Here is a 24,470-nt window from a genome sequence, read left to right as displayed (position 1 = left end):
ATATCAGAGAGCTGTTGGACAGCGCATTGCGGCGAAACCGCGCTCATTTACTTCAGGTAAGCCAGCAGCAAGGCGACGCCCGCTTCCAGATCGCTGACATGCACCGCTTCGGTGACGCTGTGGATGTAACGGGTCGGTAGGCTCAGCGTCAGCGTAGGCACTCCTGAGCGGCTGCCCTGAATGGCCGCGCCGTCGGTGCCGCCCTGCGAGAGCACCTCCAACTGGTACGCGACGCCTTCTTGCTCAGCCAAGTCTACGAACTCGTCAACCAGCCAGCGGGTGCTGATCATGCTGCTGTCGTAGACCTTGATGCCGATGCCTTCTCCCATCCGGGTCACCGCCTCGTCCGCCTCAACGCCTGGCGTATCGACGGCCAGCGTCACGTCCAGCCCGATGCCTATGCTCGGCTGCACGCTGTAAGCGGCGGTGACTGCGCCGCGCAGCCCGACTTCTTCTTGGGTGCTGAACACCGCGTAGAGGTCGTGACGTGGCGGGCCGGTCAACTGGCGCAGCACTTCGAGCTGCATGAAAACGCTGGCGCGGTCGTCCATCGCCTTGCCCACCACCAATTGACCCATCCGCCGCGCCTGCTGGTCGAGCGTGACCATATCCCCGACCCGCACCTGCTGGCGCACCGCCTCCGCGTCCAGACCCAGATCCACAAAAAAGGCCCGCAGTTCCGGCACCTTGCTGCGGTCTTCGGGGTTGGAGATATGGATAGGGCGGCCTCCCGGGGTCAGAACGCCGGGCAACGCCTCGCCGCGCGTCTGCACCGTCACATTGCGGGCAAACAGGTTGCGCGGATCGAAGCCGCCCAGCGCCTGCACCCGTAAAAAGCCCCGCTCGTCGATGTAACGCACCAGAAAGCCGATCTCGTCCATGTGGGCACTGAGCATCACCCGCTCTTTGGCTTTGCCACTGGGCGCGTCCCGGCCCGCGCGGAAGGCAATCAGATTGCCCAAAGCGTCGACGCGCAAATCATCTACCAGGCCGCCGAGTTGCTGTTGGACATACTCCCGCACGGCGTCCTCGCGTCCGGGCACGCCATTGAGGTTGGAGAGTGTCAGCAGTTGATCCAGATCGAGTTTCACCCCGCCAGTGTAACCTGATCAGGGCTGCGGCAAGGTGTTGGGAGCAGGCAAAAGTGGGCTGAGTGCTCAGCAATCCAGCGGCCACCAGTTTTTTCTGGCGGTCTTCGGCCACGCTATTTGGCTTTGCCACCGCTTCAGCCTGAGCGGCAGAGCTGTGCTGCTTTCACTTGGCCTGCTGCAACATCTCATCACGTCTGGAACGCTTGTTTCTGATGGCTTCTTTCTTAAAAAGTCAGCGTGCCCGCGTAAGACGAGACTCCTGAGCGCAAGGGGAGACCGCCCTAGAGAGCAGCCTTCTCACGCTGGACGGCGGCTTTGGGCAAGGTGAAGCCGAAGGTGGCCCCTACGCCAGGACGGCCCTGTGCCATCACCGTACCGCCGTGCCGGGTCACGATCCGCCGGGCATTGGCCAGATCTACCCCCGCTCCCTCATACTCCTCCTGAGGGTGCAGGCGCTGGAACATCGTGAACAGTTTGCCCTGATACTGCGGCCCGAAGCCTATCCCGTTGTCGCGCACCAGCACCGTCCAACTCTGCGGCTGCTCCTCAGCCCAGATCTCGATGACGGCTTGCTCACGGGTACGGGTGTACTTCACCGCGTTGCTCAGCAGGGCCATCACCACCCGCCGCAGCAGATCAGCGTCGCCCGTCACCGTCGGCAGCTCGGCGACTTTCCAGCTGATCTCACGGTCAGGGGCAGCCGCGCTCAGCTCTTTGTGGACCATCTCCACCAACCGGCCCAGATCGACCTTCCCCACCCTGAGAGGTTGCCGGGAAGTGCGCGAGATCTCCAAAATGCCGTCAATCAGCTGGTTAAGATGGACGGCAGCAGCTTCGACGACGCCAAAGTAGCGCTCGGCCTTCTCGCTCAGCGGCCCCGGCAGTGAGCGGCGCAGCAGGCCGCCAAAGGCGATGATGTGCCGCACCGGAGTGCGCAGATCGTGCGAGACCGAGTAGGTAAAGGCTTCGAGTTCCTCGTTGGACGCCTGAAGCATGTCGCGCTGCATCTTCAGCTGCCGGGTCTGCTCGGTACGCTCGAGGGCCAGCTTGAGACTGCGGCCCACCGAATGAAACACCGCTTGCTGGTGGGCCGTCCAGTGTGGGGTGTCTCTGCGGCCCAGCACGAAGACCGCTTGGATGCTGCCGCCGACCGACAACGGATAGGTGCCGACACTCTGGTACGCCTCGGTCTGGGCAATCTGCTCTTTCTCAGGGTTCCAGCCTTCAACAAACACTGGGCCGCCAGTTCGCGCCGACTGAGCGAATACCGGCGTATCCAGCGGCAGCCCAGCCTTGAGCGAGGCCAGCAGGTCTGGGTCAGCTTCCAGATCGCGGCTGTAGACCTTGAGTTTCCAGGCCCCATCTTCTAGAGCGTAGTAGCCGTTGGTGCAGCCGGGGAAAAGAAGGCTCAGCACCTCTTCGGCGTGCCCGGCCAGGGCCAGCACGTCCGTCTCGCCGTCGGCCAGTTCAGTGAAGCGCACAAAGGCTTCGAGTTCGGCGGTGCGGTCTTGCACTTGGCGCTCTAAGTTGCCTGAAAGCCGCACCCGGTCGAGCGCCAGAGCGCACTGCCCGGCCAGCGTCAGGAGGAAGCGCTCCTCATCGGTGGTGAAGTCGTGCGGCTCGCGGAAGTCCAGCACGATCACGCCCAGCGGCTGGCCATCTTCGACCATCGGCAACACCGCGCTGGCCACCGCCGCCACGCCGCCGCTGTGCACTTCGAGCTGGGGATAGGCGCTGACCAGATCGCCGCTGCCGCTGAAGAAGAGCGGGGTGTTGGAACGCAGGACATCCGGGCCAGGGCGCGAGTCACTCAGAACGCTGTCCTGCCAGACGCTGGCGTCATCGTGACCCCGCCGGGCCGCGACGTACAGCCGGTTGCCCTGCACCAGCAAGACGGTCCCGGCGATGCCCTGGAGGGCTTCCAGCGCGTCGTTCAAGATGATGCCAAAGACCTCACCCTGCTGGCGGACGGCGGCCAGCGCCTGCGTCACACCCTGAAGGTGGGTGATCAGCTGCGCCGCTTGATCCGCAGCAGCATTAAAGGGGGTCTCTGTATCGTTCATAGCTGATGCAGTGTAAGCGCTTTGCAGCGCCGCTCACTGGGGCTATGTTCAATCCCAGGTTTCAGGCGCGGCGCGGCACCGTCCAAAGTTGCTCAGCAGCGCGGCCAATCCTTACGCCGCTTGGCCCACCTGAGTAGAGGCGGCGACCACGTCAATGGGCCGGCTCAGCCCAATCGCTGGCCGCTTTTGGCAGGATGAAGCCGAAGGTCGCACCCTTCCCGACCTGACCATCGGCGGTCATCACTCCCCCGTGCCGGGCCATGATCCGCCGGGCATTGGCGAGACTCACCCCTGCACCCTCGAAGTCTTCTTGACGGTGCAGGCGCTGGAAAACGGTAAACAGCTTGTCTTTGTAGCGCGGATCAAAACCCACGCCGTTGTCGCGCACGAACACGGCCCAGGTCTGCTCACGGTCCTCGGCCCACACTTCGATCACCGCTGCCTCACGTGGCCGGGTGTACTTCACGGCGTTGCTTAGCAGGGCGCTCATCACCCGGCGCAGCAAGGCGGCGTCGCCCGTGACCACCGGTAACTTGGCGACCTGCCAAGTGATCTGGCGTGAGGGTTCGGCGGCCCCGATCTCCTGACGCGCCGCGCTGAGCAGGCGGCTCAGATCAACCTGCCCGGCCTCGAGCGGCTGACGTGAGGTGCGCGAGAGGTCGAGCATGCCGTCGATCAACTGATTGAGGGTAACGGCGGCCGTTTCCACCACGTTGAAATACCGCTGGGTCTTGGCGTCCAGCTGCTCGGGCAGGGAACGGCGCAGCAGCGCCCCGAAGCTGACGATGTGGCGCACCGGGGTACGCAGGTCGTGCGAGACCGAATAGGCAAAGGCTTCGAGTTCTTCATTGGCCGCCTGAAGCATGTCACGCTGGGCGGTCAGTTGCCGGGCCTGCCCAGCGCGTTCCAGCGCCAGGCCCAGGCCGTTGCCGACAGACTCGATGATGGCCCGTTCCCGCGCTGACCAGCTGGAGCGGTCAATCCCGGTGGCGAACAGGGCATACGGCTGGCCCTGCCGGAAGTACGGGGTGACGCTCAGAGCACTGGCGTAGCCCACCGACTGCTGACGGGCTTGGTCGTGCTCGGCAAAAGCGGCCCGGCGTTGTTCCAGCGCTTGCTGAATCAGGGGATACTGGACGGATAACCCGGGCCGCCGGAGCGCCTGAACTTCCGGCGGGGTGTTGCTCGAGAACATCAGCGGATGGGCGGTATCTCCCTGGATCAAGTAAAACCCGCTCATGGCACCGCCGATCACCTCTCTTATCACGTCTGACGCGGCGGTGGCGAGCAGCTCAGAATCCGTGCTGCTCGCCACCTTCGTCGTGAAGCGCACGAAGGCAAACAGGGCCTGTTCGTTTTGGCTGGCCTGAAGACTGAGCATCTCGGCCTGAGCCCGCAGACGCGCTTCACTTTCCTGGAGCCGGAATTCGGCTGTCTTGCGGTCGGTAATGTCGCGCGAGATCGCCAGCAACTTGGTGATGGTGCCGCCTTGATCCCGAATCGGTGAGATCCGGACTTCCCACCACTTGGGCGTCCCCGCAAACGTCTGGGCCGGCCCCTCGAAGACTGAGGCTTCTCCCGCTCTGGCCGCTTCGAGGGCGCGTTCGACCTGAAGGCGGGCTTCTCCTTCCCAGAAGCTCGGCCAGCGTTGGTGCTGGCAAAGACTGAAGTCGCCGATCTCCATGGTGGCCATCCCGCCAGTATTCATCGATAGCAGATGGGCGTCGAGATCAAGCACTTTAATGCAGTCGGTGCTGACGTCGACGATGTTTTGAAGCTGACTCATCTCCAACTGATTCTCTTGGTCAGGGCGTGGGGCCGTCATAAGCCAGCAAAGGCCGCAGCGTCCGGCAAGCCGGTGAGAGCGGGCGACTTCGAACGTCGCCCAGTGTAAGGAGCATTGACCATGCTTCAGGATAGGTCAGGCAAGCGGCCTCATGGTGTAGAAACGCTCGTTTGCGTCAACCTGCCGATCTTCTGCGAAAGGCTAAATTCGCGTCGGCCTGTGACTCGCCAATAAGCAACTGGGTCGGGGAAACCATTGGGGCAAAACCCCGCCGGGCAGGTGCGGGGTGGAGGTTCGTTTCATTACTCGCCTGAAAGGCCGGGGAGCGCTGGCCAGGATGGCGCTCACAAATCAGTACCTGAATGCTTGAACCACGCTGATTGTCAGCCGCCCTGAGCGGGCGTTTGGCCATACACAAAAAGACGAATGAAACGGGCGGGCAGCATACAGCACGGCTGAGCGCGGCGCGTCAGGTGCAGACTAGACAACTTCGCTGTAAACGGCACCGCTTTGTATACAGTTCTCGATAAGTTCAGTGGTCAGACCATCCGGCCACTCAATTTTGCTTTTGCTGCACGTGCTTGTTTGGTGTTTCATTTGTGTCGCTGCGCCGCTCTCCCCTGCCCGCTCCGCCTTTGATAAGCAAGTCTCCGTGGAGGTGTCCGTGACGGTCTACCCGGTCAAACGACAAAAAATCCCTCAAAGCGTAGCTGATGAACTGCTCGCGCTGATTGTGCGCTGTGAGATGCTGCCCGGCCAGAAATTGCCGCCGGAGCGGGTGCTGGCTGGGCAACTCGGCGTTTCGCGGGCCAGTTTGCGCGACGCTCTGGCGCGTTTGGAAGTGCTGGGCCATATTGGCGTGCGGCAAGGCGAGGGCACTTTCGTGCAGCAGCCCGACGCGGCCACATTGTGCTTGCCGTTTCAGGGCCTGCTGACCCGCCTGCCGCCGCAGGCCCGCGATCTGCTGGCGTTCCGGCAGATGATCGAGCCGGAGGTGGCCGCCCTCGCCGCGCTCCATGCCAGCGCCGCGCAGATTGCAGCCATCAACGACTGCTTGGAGCGTCAGGAGACGGCCAAGCAGTCCCAGCAGCCACTGGGCGCGGAGGACTTGGTCTTTCACGCCCTGATTGCCCAGGCGTCGGGCAACAGCGTGGTGGTGGCGGCGCTGAACACCTTGCAGCACCTGCTGCTTCATCTGCGCGAGCGCCTGCTGGTGGGAACCCAGCCCGGCCTGACCGTGCAGCAGCACCGCGACATCTTTGAAGCCATCGCCGCCCGCTCGCCCGAACGGGCCCGCCTCACCATGTCCACTCACCTGGACAGCGTCATTCGCACCGCCCCCGACGCCTATTCATCTACTGGAGGTTCTACTCATGCCTAAACTCAAGCCACTGGTTTTGCTCGGCCTCAGCCTTTCCTGCGCGGCCCTAATCAACTCGGCCTCGGCGGTCACCCTTACCGTGGGCTTAGACGCCGATCCGCCGCGCCTCGACCCGGCGCTGTCCAGCGCACTGGTTGACCGGCAAGTGATGAACCAGATTTTTGACAAGCTGGTGGATTTAGACGTGAATCTCAAGGTGATTCCGGCGCTGGCAACGTCGTGGAAAGTCACCAACGGCGGCCTGCTTTACACCTTCAAGCTGAAAAGCGGCGTGAAATTCACCGACGGTACTGTACTGGACGCTGCCGCCGTCAAATACGGCATAGACCGCAACCGGACGCTGGAAGGCAGCGTACGCAAGAATGAGCTTTCCAGCGTCAAAGAAGTCAAGGTCATTGACCCGCAGACGGTTCAAATCGTCCTCTCGCAGCCGTATGGGCCGCTGCTGGCGGTGCTCACCGACCGCGCCGGCATGATCGTCTCGCCTACAGCGGCCAAGAAGGAGGGAGCCGATTTCCAAAACAACCCTGTGGGCAGCGGCCCCTTTGTCTTCGTCAGCCGGGTGCGCCAGGACAACATCACCCTCAGCGCCAACAAAAATTACTGGGACGGCGCACCCAAGATCGACAAGCTGATCTACCGCCCCTTCCCCGACGGCGACGTGCGGTACGCCAATTTGCTTTCAGGCGCGGTGCAGACTGTGACGCCAATTGACCCCAAAGACATCACCAAGCTGGAACAAAACGCCAAATTCAGCGTGATGAACTACCCCGGCATCGGCTATCAGGGCGTCTGGTTCAACGTGACCCGCGCTCCGTTCAACAACAAGAATTTCCGGCAGGCGGTGGCGGCCACCATCGACCGCGAGGCGATTGCCAAGAGCATCTTCTACGGCACGGTCACGCCCGCCGCCGGGCCATTCCCACCCGGCACGTCCGCCGCGTCCTCGGCCATTACGGTTCAGAAGCCCAACATCGCGCTGGCCAAAAGCAAATTGGGCGGCAAGCCTCTGACCTTTACGCTCCTGACGGTGCCCGGCAGTGTGACCACCCAACTGGCGCAGGTCTATCAGGCTATGTTCGCGCAGGCCGGCATCACCGCCAAGATTGAGCAGGTCGAATTCGGCACGCTGCTCGACCGCGCCGACAAGAAGGATTACGACGCCCTGATGCTGGGCTGGAGCGGGCGACCCGACCCTGACGGCAACATTTACGACTTCTTCGTAACGGGCGGCAGCAACAACCAAGCCGGATACAGCAACAAGACCGTCGACGGTTTGCTGGCCAAAGCCCGCGCCCAAAATGCCATGTCGGCCCGCATCGCCACCTACAACGTCGCGCTGAGCACCATCATCAACGACACGCCCTACACTTGGGTCTACTTTCAAGGCAATCAGGTGGCGAGCGTCAAGGGTCTAAGCGGCCTCAAGCCCATTCCAGACGGGATTCTACGCTTTAAAGACGTGGAACTGAAGTAAGGAGACTCAGTCTCAAAAAGGGCGGGCCGAGCACATTTCCCGCCCTTTTTTTCAGTCCTGAAGCAGCATTCCCAACCAAGGAGGTCAAGTGATTGCTTTTGCGCTGCGCCGCCTGCTGTCGGCCATTCCCACTTTGCTGATCGTCACCCTGATCGTCTTTGCGATGGTCAAGCTGCTGCCCGGCGATCCGGCCCGGCTGATTCTCGGACAGGAGGCCACGCCGCAGGCGCTCAATGAACTGCGCCGCTCGCTGGGGCTAGACCGCTCCTTGCCGCAGCAGTATTTCAGCTGGCTCACCGGCGCTTTGCGGCTCGACCTCGGCACCAGCCTGACCGACAACAGCAGCGTCAGCCACCTGATCGCCCAGAAACTGCCGGTCACGCTGGAACTCTCGCTGTTTGCCATGCTGATCTCGCTGCTGATTTCGCTGCCCGCCGGAATTCTCAGCGCGGTGCGGCGCAACACCTGGATTGACCGGCTGCTGACGCTGCTGGCGCTGTCGGGCATCAGTTTGCCCAATTTCTTTTTGGGCATTTTGCTGATTTACTTGTTCAGCATCCGGCTGGCCTGGATTCCGGCGAGCGGTTACACCAGCTTGCTGGAAAATCCGCAGCGCAATCTGCTGCTGCTGCTCTTGCCCGCCGTCACGCTGGGCCTCGGCTCGGCAGCGGTTCTGACGCGCTATCTGCGCTCCAGCTTAAGCGAAACGCTGACGCAAGACTACGTGCGAACCGCCCATGCCAAAGGCCTCACGGAGCGGCAGGTCACTTCCAAGCACGCCCTCAAAAACGCGCTGATTCCTTACCTGACGGCTTTTGGCCTGCAACTGGGCGGGCTGCTGGGCGGAGCGGTCATCACCGAGCAGATTTTTAGCATTCCCGGCTTCGGACGACTGCTGATTGACGCCGTGTTTACCCGCGATTTGCCGGTGATTCAGGGCGTGGTGCTGGTTTCAGCGGTGGCCGTGTTTCTGGTGAGTTTTCTGGTGGATTTGGGTTACGCGGCGGTAGATCCGCGCATTCGGTACCATTGATGGAGACAAGACGATGACCACAACGCTTTCCAAGACGCCGCCTCCGATCAAGCGCCGTCTGCCCGCTCCACTGCGGCGTTTCCTTAAAAACAAGCTGGCCGTGATCGGATTGTTCGTGCTGCTGGTTTTCGCGGTGGCGGCGCTGCTGGCTCCACAGGTGGCTCCCTTCGACCCCGCTCAGATTTTTTTCTCTGATCTGCGGGCCGCTCCCAACAGCGTGCATCCGTTCGGAGCCGACGAGTTGGGGCGCGACATCTTCTCGCGGGTGGTCTACGGAGCGCGGGTGTCGCTGAGCGCCGGGCTGATCTCGGTGTCTTTGGCACTGGTTTTCGGCGCGAGCATCGGCCTGATCGCCGGCTACATCGGCGGCTGGCTGGACGACGTGCTGATGCGCTTCGTGGACGCGCTGCTCTCTCTTCCGTTCTTGGTGCTGGCGATTGCGCTGGCGGCCATTCTCGGCCCCAGTTTGCAAAACACCATGATCGCCATTGCCATCGTGACCGCGCCCGCCTTTGCCCGCATCACGCGCGGCGAGGTGCTGTCACAGCGCGAGCGCGATTATGTACAGGCCGCGCAGGCGCTGGGAGCCGGCGACGGCCGCCTGATCACCCGCCACCTGCTGCCCAACATCAGCGGAGCGCTGATCGTGCAGACCTCGCTGGCGATTGCCAACGCCATTTTGGCCGAAGCCAGCTTGTCCTTTTTGGGCCTCGGCATTCAGCCGCCTGCGCCGAGTTGGGGCTCTATGCTCAACGCTGCACGCGGCTACCTCACCGACGCGCCGTGGATGGCTTTGTTTCCCGGTATCGCTATTTTTCTGGCGGTGCTGGCCTTCAACCTGATTGGTGACGGCCTGCGTGAAGCGCTCGATCCACGCAGCCAAAAATCCTGACGCCCTATTTCATCGGGGCTGTCCTTTGCCGAGCGGGTCTGGGCGTTAACGGACAAACCGCCTAAGAATTACTTTCCTATCAGCACGCCCCTCTCGGCTTACTCCAAAGCACTTGAGCAACCAACAAATCAAAGCGGCCACCCGTGAAAACGAGTGGCCGCTTTGATTGGAATGCTTGACTAAATTGCCTGGCCCACAGCGTGGGGTTTGCAAGCCTGTCGGCCTTTGAAACTCAGTTTCGGCGCGGACAGGCCACAAACATTCCGGCGACGCTCAGTCTGAAGGGAAGGCTGAGCTTATTGGCCTAGCGTCACACGCGGCCACAGGTAGGGCAGCGCCTGCTTGCCGCCCCACGAGAACGCCGCCCACGCCAGTCCGCTCTGGCTGATGTTTGCACCCACGCGGGCGTCGGCCTGATCGCCGTCGTACATCACCAGGTTGAGGCCGATGGTGTCGCCAGGCTTGGGCACTTTGGGCATGGCGGCCCAAGGCAGACGGAATTCGATGGTGTAGCCGCCGTCCACTTTTTTGGAGGCCACCTGCATACCGGGAGCCGTCTCTTCCATCACGCCCTGGTTGGCGTCGGCGTCGCGGAAGCCGCGTGCACCGAATCCGGCGGTGGTGCAGGGAAAAGCGGCGGCCTGCATGGTGGTGCCAGTGTCCCGGCTGTTACCGCTAGGGTCCACCGTCACGCCGATGGCGTCCGAGCGAAGCTGGGCTTTGATGTCGTCGGGGGCGATGTTGCAAGACACCACGTCGTCTTTGACGTTCATCCCTACGTACAGGTAGGTGTCGTCGTAGCCGAGCTTGAATTTGGCGCTGGCGTCCGCCGCATTGTCGGGCTTGGCCTTCCACCACAGATCATCCGGGCCGATCTGTCCGTCTGCTCCAGCCTGCATATCGCTCAAATCACCGTCAATAATGGGCGCTTTGCTCAGGCGCGGAATGGTCAGGGTGGGCAGCACGTAAGCGTTGGCGGTGTCGGCAAACGAGCCAGTATCTAGGCTGACAGGAAGCAGGGCACTCTGGCGTCCGGCAGGCAAAGCGGCGGACGTGGCTTCCATTTGGAGGGCCAGCGTCTTGCTCTGTCCGGCGGCCAGCTGATAGCTGGTGTCTCCCGAGAGCGTGATTCCGGCAGGCAGTTTGAGGTCTATTTTGCCGCTCACGGCGGCGTTGCTGCGATTGGTGACGGTGACGCCCACCGGGGATTTTTGGCCCAGCGCCAACGCCAAGCGGGTCGGCAGCGAGCCGATCACCCAGTCGGTGCCGACCCGCCGCGCAAAGTCCTGATAGGCGGCCACATCAAAGGTGGGCGCGAAGGTGGCAACAACGGCGGGCAGCGGGCGCACGAAGTTGCCCGCACGGCCCGTGATGGCCTGACCGTCCTGCGCGGCGCGGTAGCTGCCGGTCAAGGTGCTGCGCTCGGCGGCGGCTCCTGAGGGCGCGGTGACCTGAAAGGTGGCACTGGCCGCTTCGCCGGGTTGGAGGTCTTTGGCCGCCGGGGCTGCCGAAACGGCCCAGCCCATTGGGGCGCTCAGGGCCAGCGTCACGCCGGTCATGGGCTTGTTGGTGGTATTGATCAGCTTGACGGTCACCGGAGCGGCCTGCCCTGCACCGATGTCGTAGGCGGCGGGCTGCACTTCCAGCCGAACGCCGGCGGGCGAGGAGCCGCTGGGAGTGAGCGCTCCGGTCAGCAGGGAGGTTTCCTGAGCAGGCGTGGCGACGCGTGAAGCCACCAGCATGAACGTTTCGGGGTTAGCCGTCTTGGCGGGCAGCGTGGAAAAGGTGTCCCAGCCCTGCGTGCGGTAGTTGTACTGGGCAATGTTCTTGAGATCGGCGTAGCGGATACGGGCGGTGCGCGAAACGTCGTCGGTCGGAATAGAAACGGTCGTGTCGGCGGCGCTGTTGGGGTAGTAGTAGAGCTTGAGGGGCGTGAAGGGTTGCAGGCCCTCCTTGAGCTGCTCGGGGCAAGTCGCCGGATCGCCCGCCGTGGCATAGGCCAACGTGGCGGCGCGGGCGGCCATCTGGTGCTGGCCGTGGGTGCCGGGGCCGGGCCACATGGTCACGATGACTTCAGGACGGCGCAGCCGCACCAGCCGCACCACGTCGCACACGAAAGCCGGGCCGCCCCATTTGGCAAGCGTTTCTTCAGCCGACAGCGTGAAGTAAAAGTCGCGCAGGCCCAGAAAGTGTGGGCTATTGACGCCCAGCATCGCCAGCGAGCGGCGCTCCTCTTCTTCACGGATCAGGCCCAGGGCGCGGCCCGTTTCGCGGCCTGTGGCGTTGCCGCCGCCCTCACCGCCGGTCAGGGTCACCACCGTGCCCTTGTAGCCGCCGTCCAGCAGGTAGCGGGCCAGAATGCCGCCCACGCCGCCGTCGTCGTCGGGGTGAGCGCCGATGAACATCAGGTCTACGTCCATCAGATCCGTTCCGCTGACCGTGCCACCGTAGGAACCGGGGCCGCTGTACATGGGACTGGGCGCAGCGGGAGTGGCGGCAGTCTGTGCACCGGCGGCGCAGGTGAAGAGCGAAAGCATCAAAGCGGGCCAACAACGTTTTTTCATAACGGATCTCCTTGGAGGCGAGGGGCGTGATCGCGCCTTGAACTTGTTCAGATCGGCCAGAGTTGAGGTGCCTGACTGAGGATTGACCCGCGTGATCGGCAGCGCGTTCGGGGCGCTGTAATAACGGCAAAGAGTTATCGGCACGGGTCTAGACCATGAGCCCGTGACCCTGAAGTTCAGGGTTTTGACTTTCACCACTGCTCAACTCTAGCTAGGAAACACTCAGGGTTAGGCCGCTGAGCACACTGCCAAAGGCGGGCGTCAGAAAAAAGCAGTGGGCCTTCGAGCGGGCGGCTGAGTAAACGGCCTAGTTCAGCGTTGATTCCCAGTCAAAAGGCAGCATGTGGTTGAGTCCAGATCAGTTTAGCCGGATGACCTGCAAGAGAGCAAATGGGCCTCCACTCAACCAATTCTAAATAAAAGCGGACGTAAAGCCGAAGCGGGCATTTCAGCGCTGCCAAAGGAATAAGCTAAATCACATGAACTTTACTCTCCAGCACAGACCCGAATCCGGCGGTTGCGCATGAGCTCCTGGCCCGTTCAAGAAGGCGTCTTCTCATTGGGTGATCTGGAGGTTGAGCGCGGCGGCGTGATCCGTGACGCCCAGCTCACCTGGCAGACCCACGGCACCCTCAACGCAGCCAAAGACAACTTGATCGTCTATCCGTGCAGCTACACCGCCACCCACAGCAGCCAGAACTGGCTGATCGGCCCGGACGGGATTCTCGACCCGGAGCAGTATTTCATCGTCATCCCCGACATGTTCTCCAACGGGTTGTCTTCGGGCGCGGCCAATACACCGGATTACCCTGAACTGGTCACGGTGCGCGACAACGTGCTGGCCCAGATGCGGCTGCTGCGGGAAGTGTTCGGCACCGAACAGGTGGCCGCCGTCTACGGCTTTTCGATGGGCGCGATGCAGGCCTACCACTGGGCCGCGATTTTTCCTGAACTGGTGCAGCGGGCCATTGTCGTCTGCGGCAGCGCCCGCACGGCCATTCACAACAAGGTCTTTTTGTCTGGCCTGCTGCGAACCCTGGAAGCCGCGCCGGAATATCAGGGACGCGGCCAGTTCTCGGCCCCACCGAGAGCGGCATTGAAGGCCTTCGGACATATTTACGCCGCCTGGGGACTGAGTCAGGATTTCTACCGCGCAGAGCTGTTTTCTTCGGTGCTGGGCGCACCCGACTTGGAAACTTACCTGAAAACCGACTGGGAAGCGGGCTTCGGGGCGTGTGAGGCGGCCAACCTCTATGCTCAGGCCATGACCTGGACGTACGGAGACATCAGCGCCGACCCGCGCTACGGCGGTGATCTGGCAGCGGCGCTGTCGGCCATTGACGCCAAAGTGCTGCTGCTCCCCAGCGAAACAGATTTGTATTTCCGGGTGGCCGACAATGCCGCCGAGTTGCCGTACCTTAAGGCGGGCGAACTGCGTCCCATTCCCAGCATCTGGGGCCACCGGGCGGGTAGTCCGTCGGGTCTGCCCGCTGAGCTGGCCTTCGTGAAATCGGCGGTTCGCGACTGGCTCTCTCGCTAGAAGATTTAGGCAGGACCCCACCTACCGGGCCTGCCCGCTCAGTCAAAGCAGAGCTTGTTTTTGACGAATGCTCTAGGAACCGTGATTGAAGGTGGCAGTGCAGCCGCCGTCCACGGTGACCACCGAGCCGGTCATGAACGAAGCCGCTCCGGACGCTAAGAACACCACCACCCGCGCCACCTCGACGGCCTGAGCCTGACGGCCCAGCGGTTGCCGGGCGGCGTTGGCTTCGCGCCGAGTCTGGGCTGCCGCTTGCTCTGCGGGGCTGAGCCGGGCACGCCCGCCGCCCATGTCGGTGTCGATGTAACCCGGGCAGACGGCGTTGACGCGCACCTGCTGGGGGCCGTAATCAACCGCCAGTTGCCGGGTCAAGTTGATCAGTCCACCTTTCGAAGCGCAGTAGGCGGCAGCGAGCGGTGCGCCGATCAGGCCGTAGGTCGAGGCGATGTTGACGATGGCTCCACGTGCAGCGATCAGGTGCGGTAGGGCGGCCCGGGCACACAAAAAAGGCCCGCGCAGATTGACCGCGATCACCCGGTCCCAAGCGTCTACCCCAAGCTGATGGGCCAACTGAGCGCCGCCCGAGATTCCGGCGTTGTTGACCAGCACGTCGAGCTGCCCAAAGTGATTTACGGTTTCTGCCACCAGATGCTCCACGGCCTGCGCGTCAGCCACGTCGCAGGGCACGAAGAAAGCTTCGCCGCCCGCGTCCACGATGGCCTGAGCCGTCTGCTCGCCTTCCGGCTGAAGGTCGGACACGACCACCCTCGCGCCTGCCTGCGCCGCCGCGAGGGCAATCGCCCGTCCGATACCGCTGGCCGCGCCAGTCACGAGAACCACTCGCCCGGTCAGTTGGTCGGGAGCCGAGGTGCCGGGTGCGTCCGTAGAAAGTTGAGGCGACATACTGCACTGTAATTCATTTTTCGCCCCAACCCGCATTGCCGCTCCACTCACCCAAACGCTGGGCTCGAACGCCTTCAAAAAACGACAACGGGCCAGTAGATTTTCGTGTGTCAAAAATCACCGGCCCGTTTTACTGAGGGCAATTTGGTTTTGCGTGGATGCAGACAAGGACAGGGAAAAAGAGAAATCCATACCACAGACTTGGCGACCCCGGCAGGCACTGTTCTCAGCGGGCCGGGGGAATTTGAACGCTGTGCAGTGGTCAGGAGCAGCTTGCGTCAAGCCTTTGACCGTGACGGCCCACTACTCCTGACACAGACGAGCTTATTTCTTGCTCAGCTCGCGCAGGTACGTCCCGGTGAATGAAAAGCTCCGCATCGGGTTGTAATTGGCCGCCGAAACGCCCTGAAGGTCGCTGCGGATAGGCCGGATATTCAAATCGGCGGGGAGCACCACGAACACGCTTTGCTGGTAGGCCCGGTCAGCCACCTGCTTGTAGAGCTTATTGCGCTGCGCCGCGTCGGTGGTGGCGCGGGCTTGGTCGAGCCACTGATCGACTTGGGCGTCTTTCCAGTTGTTGGAGGAGTAGAAATAGCCTTTGCTGGAATAAAAAGTGTACATGAAGTTGTCGGGGTCGGCGTAATCCGCGCCCCAGCCCATCGGCAGCATGACTTCCTCGCCGTTTTGAAACTTGACCGACTGCTCCGACCAGGGCTCCACACCAATGTTGATGCGGAACTTCGGATTGATGGCCTCCACGTTTTGTTTGAGCAGTTCCAGCGCCGTTTGTCCCAGGGTGTGGCCGGTGCGGTATTTGGCATTGATCACAAAACCGTTTTTCCAGACTTCACCGCCCCACGCTTTTTGGAAGGAGGCTTTAGCGGCGGCTGGGTCAAACGGGTAGGTTTTGGTCTGCGCCGAATAACCGGGGAACGTGTCGGGCAGCAGCATGGTTCTGGGCGAGCCTTTGCCGCTTTGCACGTCTTTGATAAAGCGGCTGTCATCAAACGAGAGCGCAAAGGCCCGCCTGACATCGATGTCCGAGAAAAAATTCGCCGGAATGCCTTTGCCGTCGAGCTTGCCGCTGCCCAGCGCCGCCGAGGGCTTGATGTTGTTGTTCATGAACAGGGCCTGTGCGGAGGTGGTGGGCAAATTGTCGAGCACCACCACGCCGGGCTTGCCCTTGAGCTGGGCTTCGACGTTGGCGCGGGTGCCCGCTTCGATCAAATCGGCGTCGCCGTTCAGGAAAGCCTGCTGACGCACCGCCAGCTCACCGACTTTTTGCATCACGACGTTCTTGATGGCGGGCTTGGCTCCCCAGTATCCGGGGAAGGCCTGCAAAAACACGCCGCTGGCATCCGACTTGACCAAGCTGTAAGCGCCCGTGCCGCTGGGTTTCACGCTGAGCGGACTGCCGCTGAGGTCTTTGCCGACCCAGGCTTGCCAGGTCTTCTCGCTGCCGTCCCATTCGCCCTGCTTGATGGCCCACTGCTTATCGATCACGCCCATGCCGGAAAACGTCATTTTCGCCATGAAAGCGGGATCGACTTTGGCTAAGGTGAAGACGAGTTGATTTTGGGCATTGCACTTGACGGCGGCGGCAATTTTGGCCCACGTGATGCTCTTGTTGTCCTGAGCATTTTTGGTGCTGCCCAGCAGCGCGTCGCTGATAAACCAGTTGGCCGATTCCGGCGCGTTGGTCACCAAGTCGCGGCGGTAGGTGTACTCGGCGTCGGCGCAGCTCATGGCGTTGCCGCTCTGAAACTTGACGCCTGAGCGCAGACTGACCGCCAGCGTCTTGCCCCCGTTGGTAAAGGTCGGCAAGCTGGAAGCCAGCAGCGGCGTCATCGCGGTCAAGCTGCCGCCCTTGTAAGTCCAGAGCGTTTCGTAGATGTTCTCGACGATCTGAGAGCTGAAGGTGTCGTAGGTGGCGCTCGGATCGAGGGTGCTGATCCCGGCGGCCTGCTGGATCACCAGCGTGTCTTTGGGCGTGGCGGCCAGCGCAAAGGAAGGAAGAAGGGCCAAGGAAAGGGAAAGAGCCGCAGTCCGGTACACCATGAAAGACCTCCTAAAAGCAGGTCTATTATCCATGATTCGGCAGATTGCTGCGGCGTAGTGGTGTCGGCACCCCTTTACAGCGCCCTTCCCGACTGGCCTGAGCACGTTCTAGACGGCATTGGCGTGTGTTTCAGCACCATTGGTATCGCCCCGTATGACAGATCAAGAATGGCTCTCCAGCACTGATCCAAACACTCCCACTCCACAATTTCACCGTGACAGATGCGCCAGTGGTCATCTGTTGATTCAGGATGAGAGCCAATATCCGGCACCTCAGTGCCCCTAGCACCAGCCCTGTATTCTGGGTTCACTTCACCTGATCGGCGGTAAAATTTTATGAACTGGCGCGTTCGTTCAGCAGCAGTGCTGAGAGCGCCTCGCTGTACGCGTCCAAGTCTTCTACCAAGATGGCTTCCTGTGTGGTGTGGGCCAACCACTGATCTCCCGGCCCCCAGCCGACCGTCGGCCAGCCCTCGCGGGCGGTGTAGCGGCCATCTGTGGCAAACTTCCACACGCCCGGCTCCGCGTGAAAGCGCTTAGCGTAGCGCCCCACCTTCTGGGCCAACGGATGCTCCGGCGAGGTGGCGAAACCGGGCGTATTCGCGGGCGTCCAAACTTCTTCCAGGTGGCCTTCGGCTGGCAGCCCGGCGAGCAGCTCAGCCAGGGTGGCGCGGTTCTCGGCGTCGCTCTCGTTATAGCGCCAGCTCAGCATGACGTCGACGGTATTGGGCGTCAAATTGTCACTGCCCGAGTCGGTAAAGATCTGGGTCGCGCTCAGCGACGAGGGGCCAGTCACCGGATAATCGGCGAACTGCTTGGCTTGAACCCTTTTCAGAAACTCAGCCAGCGCAAAAATCGGATTTTCGTCGTTGAGCGCGAGACTGGCGTGGTGGGCGCGTCCGGTAAAACGCACCTTGAGCCGCGCCACACCCCGGTGGCCCAACATCAGTTGGTTGTTTGACGGCTCCCCGACAATAACCGCGCCCATCTGTGCCGGCGGATGCGTGACAAAGTGCGCTGCTCCCAGCCCTCCGGTCTCCTCCTGCACCGGGGCGGTGATCCACACATCGTTCAGGGGCCGCTCACCGCGCCCGAGAAGCTGCGCCAGCGCGTAGGTCTGGGCGGCGAGCGGCCCCTTGATATCGACCGCGCCCCGGCCGTGCACGCTGCCGTTTTCCAGCACCGCTTCGTAGGGTGGGTGCTGCCACTGCGCCGGGTCGCCCGCATGGACGTGATCCAGGTGGGTCAGCAGCAGCCAAGCCGGGCCGGGTTCCTGACCCTTGACCATCCCGACCGCGTTGCCGATGTCGTCGCGGTACGCTTGATCGAAGCCGAGGTGTTGCCACTCTGCTATCACACGGTCACACAGGGCCTGCTCCTGGCCGGATAGCGCTTCGATGCGAATGAGATCGCGTAAAAAATTGGCGGCAGTCATTTCCATTTCCATATTCTCCTCAGCTCTTTGTGCGGTTGGCGACTTGAGGGTGACTCATGAAGCTTGGGTTTGGGGTACACCTGAACTGACACAGCGTCAGTGTGCATATCTCGCCCCCAAATCTACTGTGCTCACGTTCGCCCTCGTTGTAGAAGGACGCTTGGCTATCCAGACAACCCCGGTTCTGGTAAAGAGTGCCGCAAGAGGAGAAAAGTCCTGCCCTCCAGCGGCCTCCCATAAAGTCAGGGCAAGCCGTTCAGGCGACTATTTGCTGACGGTTCCCAGCTTCAACAAGAACGGAGCAATAGGATCAAGCGCGAAGCCTTTGAGGTTTTTGTTGTAGGCGACCACCTGTTTAGCATGGTCGACAAACAGCCAGGGCGCGTCGTCCACGATGACGGCTTCGGCCTGCTGGTAAAGGCCGCCGCGCTTCTTGGGATCTGCCTCGGCCCGCGCTCTGGTCATCAAGCTGTCGGCAGCGGCGCTTTTGTAAAAGCCGGTATTGAAGCCCGGCGGAAACGAGCTGCTGGAGAGCAGCGGATCGAGCACGAAAGCGGGATCGACAGCCACGTTCATCCAAGACATCTGCCACATTTCCAGCCCAGACTTGTCGGCTCCCGCTCCGATCTTGGAGAGGTAAGTGCCCCAGTCGAGCTGCTGAATATTGATCTTGATCCCGATCTGGCTGAGGTAAGCCTGAATGGCGGTTCCCATTGCCACCGGGCTCTGCATCCCCGAACCCGAGGTGGGGACGAGCATGGTGGCAGTAAAGCCGTTGGGGAAACCGGCCTGGGTCAGCAGCGCTTTGGCTTTGGCAGTGTCGTAGGTGTAGGGCTTGAGGTCGGTGTTGTAGCCCGCCTGCATCGAGGCCAGCGGCTGGGTCGCCATCACGCCGGTGTCATACAAGATGCCCTTGATCATACCAGGACGGTCGATCGCGTAGCTCATGGCCTGACGCACCAGCTTGTTGTTGAACGGGGCTTTGTTGAGGTTCATCCCAATCCACCAGATGTGCGGCCCCGCGCCGGTGGCGACGTTGAAGCCCGCCGTTTTCAGGGAAGCCAGATTTTCAGGGGCTGGATTGATCACCAAGTCCACTGTGCCGGATTGAAGCGACGTGGCCCGCTGGCCGGTCTGCACGATGGGCAGCCACACCAAGCGGTCTGCGCCGGGGGTTGCTCCCTTAAAGTAGGTGTTTTTCTTCAGGATCAGTTGTCCGCCCCGGCTCCAGCTTTCGTAGCCGTACGGCCCACTGCCCGAGCCTTGCAGGGCAAAGGTCTTGCCCAATTTCAGCGCCACCTTCGGGTTGACGATGAAGCTGGTGGGCACCGTCAGCGCCGCCAGAAAGGCCGCGTCCGGCTTGTTCATGACGAACTGCACCGTCGTGGCATTGACTTTTTTGACAGTCTTGAGCGAGCCGTAGTAAAACTCGGCAAAGGGAAACGGCCCGAATTTATTGCCGGGGTTGGCTTTGTCGAGCTGCCGCATGAAAGTAAACGCCACAGCGTCGGCGTCTAAGGGATCGCCGCTGGAGAACTTGAGGCCAGGCCGCAGGGTAAAGGTGTAGGTGAGGCGGTCGGCGGAGAGTGTCCACTTGGAAGCCAGACTCGGCTGGATACCGCCAGTTTTGCCGATCATGACCAGCGGCTCGTACATCTGGGTCAGCACCTGCATGCTGTTGATGTCGGTCACCTGCGCGGGATCGAGCGAGGTGGCGTCGGCTTCGTAGCCGATCACGATCTGCTTGACGGCTTGGGCGTGGGCAACGGGGCTGATGGCAGCGGACAACAAGAACAGGGTCAGCATTCGTTTCATAATCGGGCCTCCAAAGGTTACTGAGAGTAGGGAAAGGGAGAGGGCAGGGAACTACTGGTCTTGCAGGGAACTACTGGTCTTGCAGCAAACCGCTTGCACGGGCGGCCTGCATATCGAAGGTGCCCAGCGGCTGGGCTTTGGTGGGCATCATGTCGAGGAGCGGAACGAGACTGACTTTGGCAACCTCATAGACGCGCCGGAGTTCGGCCACCGGAGCGCTGTGTTCGTCGACCCGCAGGTCGAGCCAAGGGTAATCCTCGCCAGCGTGAACCTTGACGGCGGCAGAAACCTTGCCGCGCTTGTCGCCGCCTGCCGCTTGCCCCGCTTCTAGGGCCAAAATCAGGCGCTCAACAAGCGGATTTCCGCTGCTGGCGAGGAAACTGTGCTGCATGGCCTCCAGCGTCTCCGAGCCGACCAGCATGTTGCCGGCGATGGCGTAGTGCGGCCCGGTCAACTCGCCGTACCACCCATCACAGGCGCTGCCTGAGAAGGCCGCTGACCCACCGTGCCGGTCGACCACGCCGAGCTGGCGCAGCTCTATGCCCCCGTCCAGCGCTTTGAGGGCGGCGAGCGTTTCCTCGGCACTCTTTCCCTGCGCCAGCAACTCCAGGCCCCACAGTCCCAGATAAGGATTCACAAAGGACTGTGTGGCGACTGCGCCCACACCCGAGCGTACGAACGGACAGAGCATCCCGACGCCCGGAATGGCGGTCGATACAGCGACGCCGAGGTGCCCGGTGTCGGGACAGTGAGCGGTGATCGAAAACGTGGCGAGCTTGACCATCTGCAGCCTCCTTGAGCCGTTTACTTTTCGCGCAGGGCGGCGGCCCGTAGACCCACACCGAAGAAGTTCATGCCCACTGAGGCCAGCACGATCATCAGCCCCGGCAACATGGCAATCTGCGGCATGGACGACATGTAGTTCTGAGATTCTGCCAGCATGCTGCCCCAGTCGGCGGTGGGCGGCTGGGTGCCCAGTCCCAGAAAGCTGAGCGCCGAAGTCTGTCCCAGCATCCAGCCTGCCGTCAGGAAGAACGTGGAGATCAGCACGCTCAGCACGTTGGGTAGCATGTGCATCCAGATGATCCGGCTGTTGCCCGCGCCCAGCGCCTTGGCAGCGGTGATGAACTCGCGCTCGCGCACCCGGATCGCCTCGCTGCGCACCAACCGCAGGGTGAACGGCAGATTGGCAATGGCGACGGCCAGCAGGGCATTGAAGGTCGATGGGCCGAGCGCCGCCACCAGCAAGATGGCGAGCAGGATGAAGGGAAAGCCCATCAGGATATCGGTTACGCGCAGGGCAATCATGTCGATCCAGCGTCCGAAAAAAGCGGCGGTGAGGCCGACCGTGGCGCTGATTGCCGTTGAGATCAGCGCCGCCGTGAAGCTGCTGAGGAGGCTGATGCGTCCGCCGTAGAGCAGGCGGCTGAGCAGGTCGCGGCCCAGATTGTCTGTTCCCAGAGGGTGATCCGGTGAGCCGAGCGGCCTGAGTGCCAAAGCCGGATTGATCATGTTGGGGTCGACCCGGCTGAGCAGGGGAGCCAGCAGGGCGAGCAGGACCAGGATCAGCATCAGCGCTCCGCCGATCATCAGGTAGCCGTTGAGCTTCAGAAGCCGCCGGGGTGAGCGGGGTTGGGCGGTGAGCGCCGCATTGGAAGCCGCGTCAGACATTTTGACCCCGCTGGCGTGGATCGACCAGGCCGTATGACGCTTCCACCAGAAAGTTAACGACCACGAAAATGGCGGCCAGGATCAAACTGGCTCCCAGCACCACCGGGTAGTCTCGGCTGATGGCCGACTGCACCAGCAGCTGTCCGATGCCCGGCCAGTTAAAGACATTCTCCACCAGCACCGAACCGCCGATGACATAGTTCATTTCGAGCCCCAGCGTCGTGATGACCGGAATCCAGGTGTTACGCAGCGCATGCCTGACCACCGCCCGGTTGGCCGATAAGCCTTTAGCCACCCCGGTCCGGACATAATCTTGCTTGATCTCTTCGAGCAGCGTCGAGCGCGTGATCTGAGCGATGACGGCGGCAGGAGCCAGCGCCAGCGTCAGTACTGGCAAGATCAAGTGCCGGGTTATGTCACTCAGGTTCGGCTCGGCTCCCGGTGACGACATCCCGCTGGTGGGAAGCCAGCCCAACGACAAACCGAACACCAAAATCAGCACCAGACCCAGCCAGAACACCGGCATCGCCAGGCCCACGAACATCACCGTGTTGGCGGTATGGTCCACCCACCCTCGCCGGTACATTCCGCTCAGTAGGCCCGCCAAAATACCCAGCACCGTCGCCAAGATAAAAGCCGGAAGCGCCAGCACCACCGAGTTGTGCAGCCGCTCGGCCAGGATGGTCGTGACTGGAGCTTTGAGCATGATCGAAGTTCCCAAATCGCCCTGAAAGACGCGGGCCAGCCAGTGGCCGTACTGCACCGGCAGGGGTTGGTCCAGTCCCAGTTCCAGCGTGAGACGGCTCAGCGCCTCAGGCGTGGCGAACGAGCCCAGCAGCAACTGCGCCGGGTTGCCCGGAGCCAAGTGCAGGGCCAGAAATACTGTGAGCGACACCCCCCAGAGCACAAACAGGAACATCATCACAGAGCGGAGTAAAGCAAGCAAAGCGGTCTCCTCTGGGCGTCTGGCCCACGAGATGGTGAATGAAACTATTCTGTATGTGGAACAATGAATAGAATGCACCAGCCAGCTTGATCTGTCAATCGGTGCTCCGGGCCGAGTAGAGCAGCGTCTGTAACGCTTGACCCTATGCGGCAGATGAATTGACAAAATCCATGCCGTGACGCCATGCTATTCATGTTCAACAAATTCTGAATGGTTTTATTCTGCCTCCCCGCTTCTGCCCGCTTGAAGTCGTCCGCCCCTTATTTCTTGTTCAGGAGGATGTTTATGCTGCGGTCTTCTCAATGCACCGGACGCTCTTTGGTACTCACCCTCGCTCTGGCGGTCGTGGCCAGTGCCGCCGCGCAGACGCCGGTCAAGGGCGGCAGTTTAACCGTGGGCCAGCAGGCGGACATCGTCGGCCTCGACCCGGCCACCGTGTCTGCGGCTTCGTCGACTTCCGTGATCGAGCAGCTCTACAGTTCGCTGCTCTCGGTAAATCCCACAGGAAGCGTGCAACCTGAACTGGCTCTCAAGTGGACGGTTTCTCCAGACGGTTTGAAATACACCTTTACCCTGCGTCCGGGAGTCAAGTTCGCCGATGGCCGCCCACTCACCGCCGCCGACGTGGTCTACACCATCAAGCGCATTACCGATCCCAAGACCGCTTCGCCGCGCCAGAACGACCTCGGCAAGATCGCCTCCCTCAGCGCTCCCAATCCGGTCACGGTGATCGTGCAGCTCAAAGAACCCTTCGCTCCCTTCCTCACCAAGGTGGCTTCGCCCCTGATGGGTATCATTCCTGCCGAATACGACAAGACCCACGACCTGAACAAACAACCGATGGGCTCCGGGCCTTTCAAGTTCGGCACCTGGGTGCCCGGCGACAGCGTTACGCTCAGCCGCAATCCCAATTACTGGGAAAACGGCAAACCCTACGTCGATACACTGGTCTTCAAGGCCCTCAAAGACGATGTGACACGCATGATTGACGTTCAGAGTGCCGTGGTGGATCTGGCGCTGAGCGTGCCGCAAAATCAGGTGGACCGCCTCAAAGCTCTGCCCGGCATGAGCGTGGTGGGAGGCCCCGGCACCTGGTACGACTATCTTGGCCTGAACTTGGCCCAGAAGCCCTTCAACGACGTGAGGGTGCGTCAGGCTCTCGCTTACGCCGTCGACCGCGACTCGATTGTCAAGACCGTTTTGTTCGGCAAGGGCACGCCCATCTTCTGCGGCCCGGTGCCGCCGTCGAGTTGGGCCTACGCGACCTGCAAGACGCAGGTTCTCAATCTGGCCAAGGCCAAGCAGTTGATGAACGCTGCGGGCTATGCCAAGGGCTTTGACATGACCATCAAGGTCGGGGCGGACTACAAATCACAGGTGAACATCGCTCAGGCGATTCAGGCTCAGCTCAAGCCGCTGAACATCAACGTCAAGGTGATGCCGATGGAATGGGGGGCGTTCCTGAACGATTACAACGCCAAGCGCTTCGACGCGGTGGTGCTGGGGTGGATCGGCTCGGTCGATCCGGACGACTTCTTGTACTTCCAGTTTCACACCGGCGAGAAATTCAACACCCAGAGCTTTTCCAACAAGCAGGTCGACACGCTCCTCGAAACGGGTCGGCGCACGGTGGATCAGGCCAAGCGCGGGGCCGTCTATAAGCAGGTGCAGCAAGTGATCTCCTCGCAGGTCGGGTACGTCTTCCTGCACATCAACGACCAGTACGAGGCTTTCCGGCCCGCCGTCAAGGGGTACGTCCACTACGCCACCGGCTCCCTGAAATCGCTCAAAGATATTTGGATCGACAAGTAAGCC

17 protein-coding genes are annotated in these 24,470 nt (G+C 61.8%); 6 read left to right on the top strand and 11 right to left on the bottom strand.

The window, feature by feature from the left end; all coding sequences use genetic code 11:
• Nucleotides 1-47: 47 nt before the first annotated feature.
• From FNU79_RS14375 to FNU79_RS14365, 3 genes are all read right to left on the bottom strand, one after another.
• Complete coding sequence (locus tag FNU79_RS14375; RefSeq protein WP_225430084.1) at nt 48-1,091, bottom strand: M42 family metallopeptidase; 1,044 nt, start codon at nt 1,089-1,091, stop codon at nt 48-50.
• Between the two features lie 281 nt (nt 1,092-1,372).
• The gene (locus FNU79_RS14370) at nt 1,373-3,154 is read right to left on the bottom strand and encodes an ATP-binding protein (protein WP_143721500.1); all 1,782 of its coding nucleotides are present in this window, start codon (nt 3,152-3,154) and stop codon (nt 1,373-1,375) included.
• Nucleotides 3,155-3,305: 151 nt separating this feature from the next.
• Nucleotides 3,306-4,979, bottom strand: a complete 1,674-nt coding sequence (locus tag FNU79_RS14365) for a sensor histidine kinase (protein WP_143721499.1) — start codon at nt 4,977-4,979, stop codon at nt 3,306-3,308.
• Nucleotides 4,980-5,604: 625 nt separating this feature from the next.
• On the opposite strand from FNU79_RS14365, the gene FNU79_RS14360 reads away from it, so the two are divergent.
• The 4 genes from FNU79_RS14360 to FNU79_RS14345 all read left to right on the top strand — a co-directional run bounded on the left by FNU79_RS14360 (nt 5,605) and on the right by FNU79_RS14345 (nt 9,723).
• Entirely contained in the window at nt 5,605-6,321 is a 717-nt protein-coding gene (locus tag FNU79_RS14360; protein ID WP_143721498.1) for a FadR/GntR family transcriptional regulator, read from the top strand.
• Nucleotides 6,314-7,798, top strand: coding sequence for an ABC transporter substrate-binding protein (locus FNU79_RS14355; RefSeq protein WP_143721497.1), 1,485 nt, complete (start codon nt 6,314-6,316; stop codon nt 7,796-7,798). The genes FNU79_RS14360 and FNU79_RS14355 overlap by 8 nt, the downstream gene beginning before the upstream one ends.
• Before the next feature lie 88 nt (nt 7,799-7,886).
• Nucleotides 7,887-8,831, top strand: coding sequence for an ABC transporter permease (locus tag FNU79_RS14350; RefSeq protein WP_185974731.1), 945 nt, complete (start codon nt 7,887-7,889; stop codon nt 8,829-8,831).
• A 13-nt stretch (nt 8,832-8,844) separates the two neighbouring features.
• Complete coding sequence (locus FNU79_RS14345) at nt 8,845-9,723, top strand: ABC transporter permease (protein WP_143721496.1); 879 nt, start codon at nt 8,845-8,847, stop codon at nt 9,721-9,723.
• Between the two features lie 296 nt (nt 9,724-10,019).
• Here FNU79_RS14345 and FNU79_RS14340 read toward each other — a convergent pair whose 3' ends face one another.
• On the bottom strand, nt 10,020-12,287 hold the full coding sequence (locus tag FNU79_RS14340) for a sugar-binding protein (RefSeq protein ID WP_143721495.1): 2,268 nt from the start codon (nt 12,285-12,287) through the stop codon (nt 10,020-10,022).
• Between the two features lie 523 nt (nt 12,288-12,810).
• Here FNU79_RS14340 and FNU79_RS14335 point away from each other — a divergent pair.
• A complete protein-coding gene (locus tag FNU79_RS14335; RefSeq protein ID WP_143721494.1) occupies nt 12,811-13,827 on the top strand; it encodes an alpha/beta fold hydrolase in 1,017 nt (338 codons plus the stop codon).
• A gap of 72 nt (nt 13,828-13,899) precedes the next feature.
• Here FNU79_RS14335 and FNU79_RS14330 read toward each other — a convergent pair whose 3' ends face one another.
• The 7 genes from FNU79_RS14330 to FNU79_RS14300 form a co-directional block, all read right to left on the bottom strand.
• Complete coding sequence (locus FNU79_RS14330) at nt 13,900-14,730, bottom strand: SDR family NAD(P)-dependent oxidoreductase (RefSeq protein ID WP_143721493.1); 831 nt, start codon at nt 14,728-14,730, stop codon at nt 13,900-13,902.
• Nucleotides 14,731-15,054: 324 nt separating this feature from the next.
• The gene (locus FNU79_RS14325) at nt 15,055-16,788 is read right to left on the bottom strand and encodes an ABC transporter substrate-binding protein (RefSeq protein WP_143721492.1); all 1,734 of its coding nucleotides are present in this window, start codon (nt 16,786-16,788) and stop codon (nt 15,055-15,057) included.
• Between the two features lie 334 nt (nt 16,789-17,122).
• Nucleotides 17,123-18,223, bottom strand: a complete 1,101-nt coding sequence (locus FNU79_RS14320; protein WP_225430083.1) for a M20 family metallopeptidase — start codon at nt 18,221-18,223, stop codon at nt 17,123-17,125.
• Nucleotides 18,224-18,487: 264 nt separating this feature from the next.
• A complete protein-coding gene (locus FNU79_RS14315; protein ID WP_143721490.1) occupies nt 18,488-20,038 on the bottom strand; it encodes an ABC transporter substrate-binding protein in 1,551 nt (516 codons plus the stop codon).
• 70 nt (nt 20,039-20,108) lie between these two features.
• Nucleotides 20,109-20,822 carry a DUF1028 domain-containing protein gene (locus tag FNU79_RS14310; RefSeq protein ID WP_143721489.1) on the bottom strand — a complete coding sequence of 238 codons (714 nt, stop codon included), beginning with the start codon at nt 20,820-20,822 and terminating at the stop codon, nt 20,109-20,111.
• A gap of 20 nt (nt 20,823-20,842) precedes the next feature.
• A complete protein-coding gene (locus FNU79_RS14305) occupies nt 20,843-21,709 on the bottom strand; it encodes an ABC transporter permease (protein WP_143721488.1) in 867 nt (288 codons plus the stop codon).
• Entirely contained in the window at nt 21,702-22,634 is a 933-nt protein-coding gene (locus FNU79_RS14300; RefSeq protein WP_143721487.1) for an ABC transporter permease, read from the bottom strand. The genes FNU79_RS14305 and FNU79_RS14300 overlap by 8 nt, the downstream gene beginning before the upstream one ends.
• Nucleotides 22,635-22,940: 306 nt before the next feature.
• On the opposite strand from FNU79_RS14300, the gene FNU79_RS14295 reads away from it, so the two are divergent.
• On the top strand, nt 22,941-24,467 hold the full coding sequence (locus tag FNU79_RS14295; RefSeq protein ID WP_143721486.1) for an ABC transporter substrate-binding protein: 1,527 nt from the start codon (nt 22,941-22,943) through the stop codon (nt 24,465-24,467).
• The last annotated feature ends 3 nt before the right edge of the window (nt 24,468-24,470 follow it).

Origin of the sequence: Deinococcus detaillensis, assembly GCF_007280555.1 — a bacterium.
GTDB lineage: Bacteria > Deinococcota > Deinococci > Deinococcales > Deinococcaceae > Deinococcus > Deinococcus detaillensis.
Note: the sequence above shows the minus strand (reverse complement) of the source record. Positions and strands in the feature narration are given on the sequence as shown.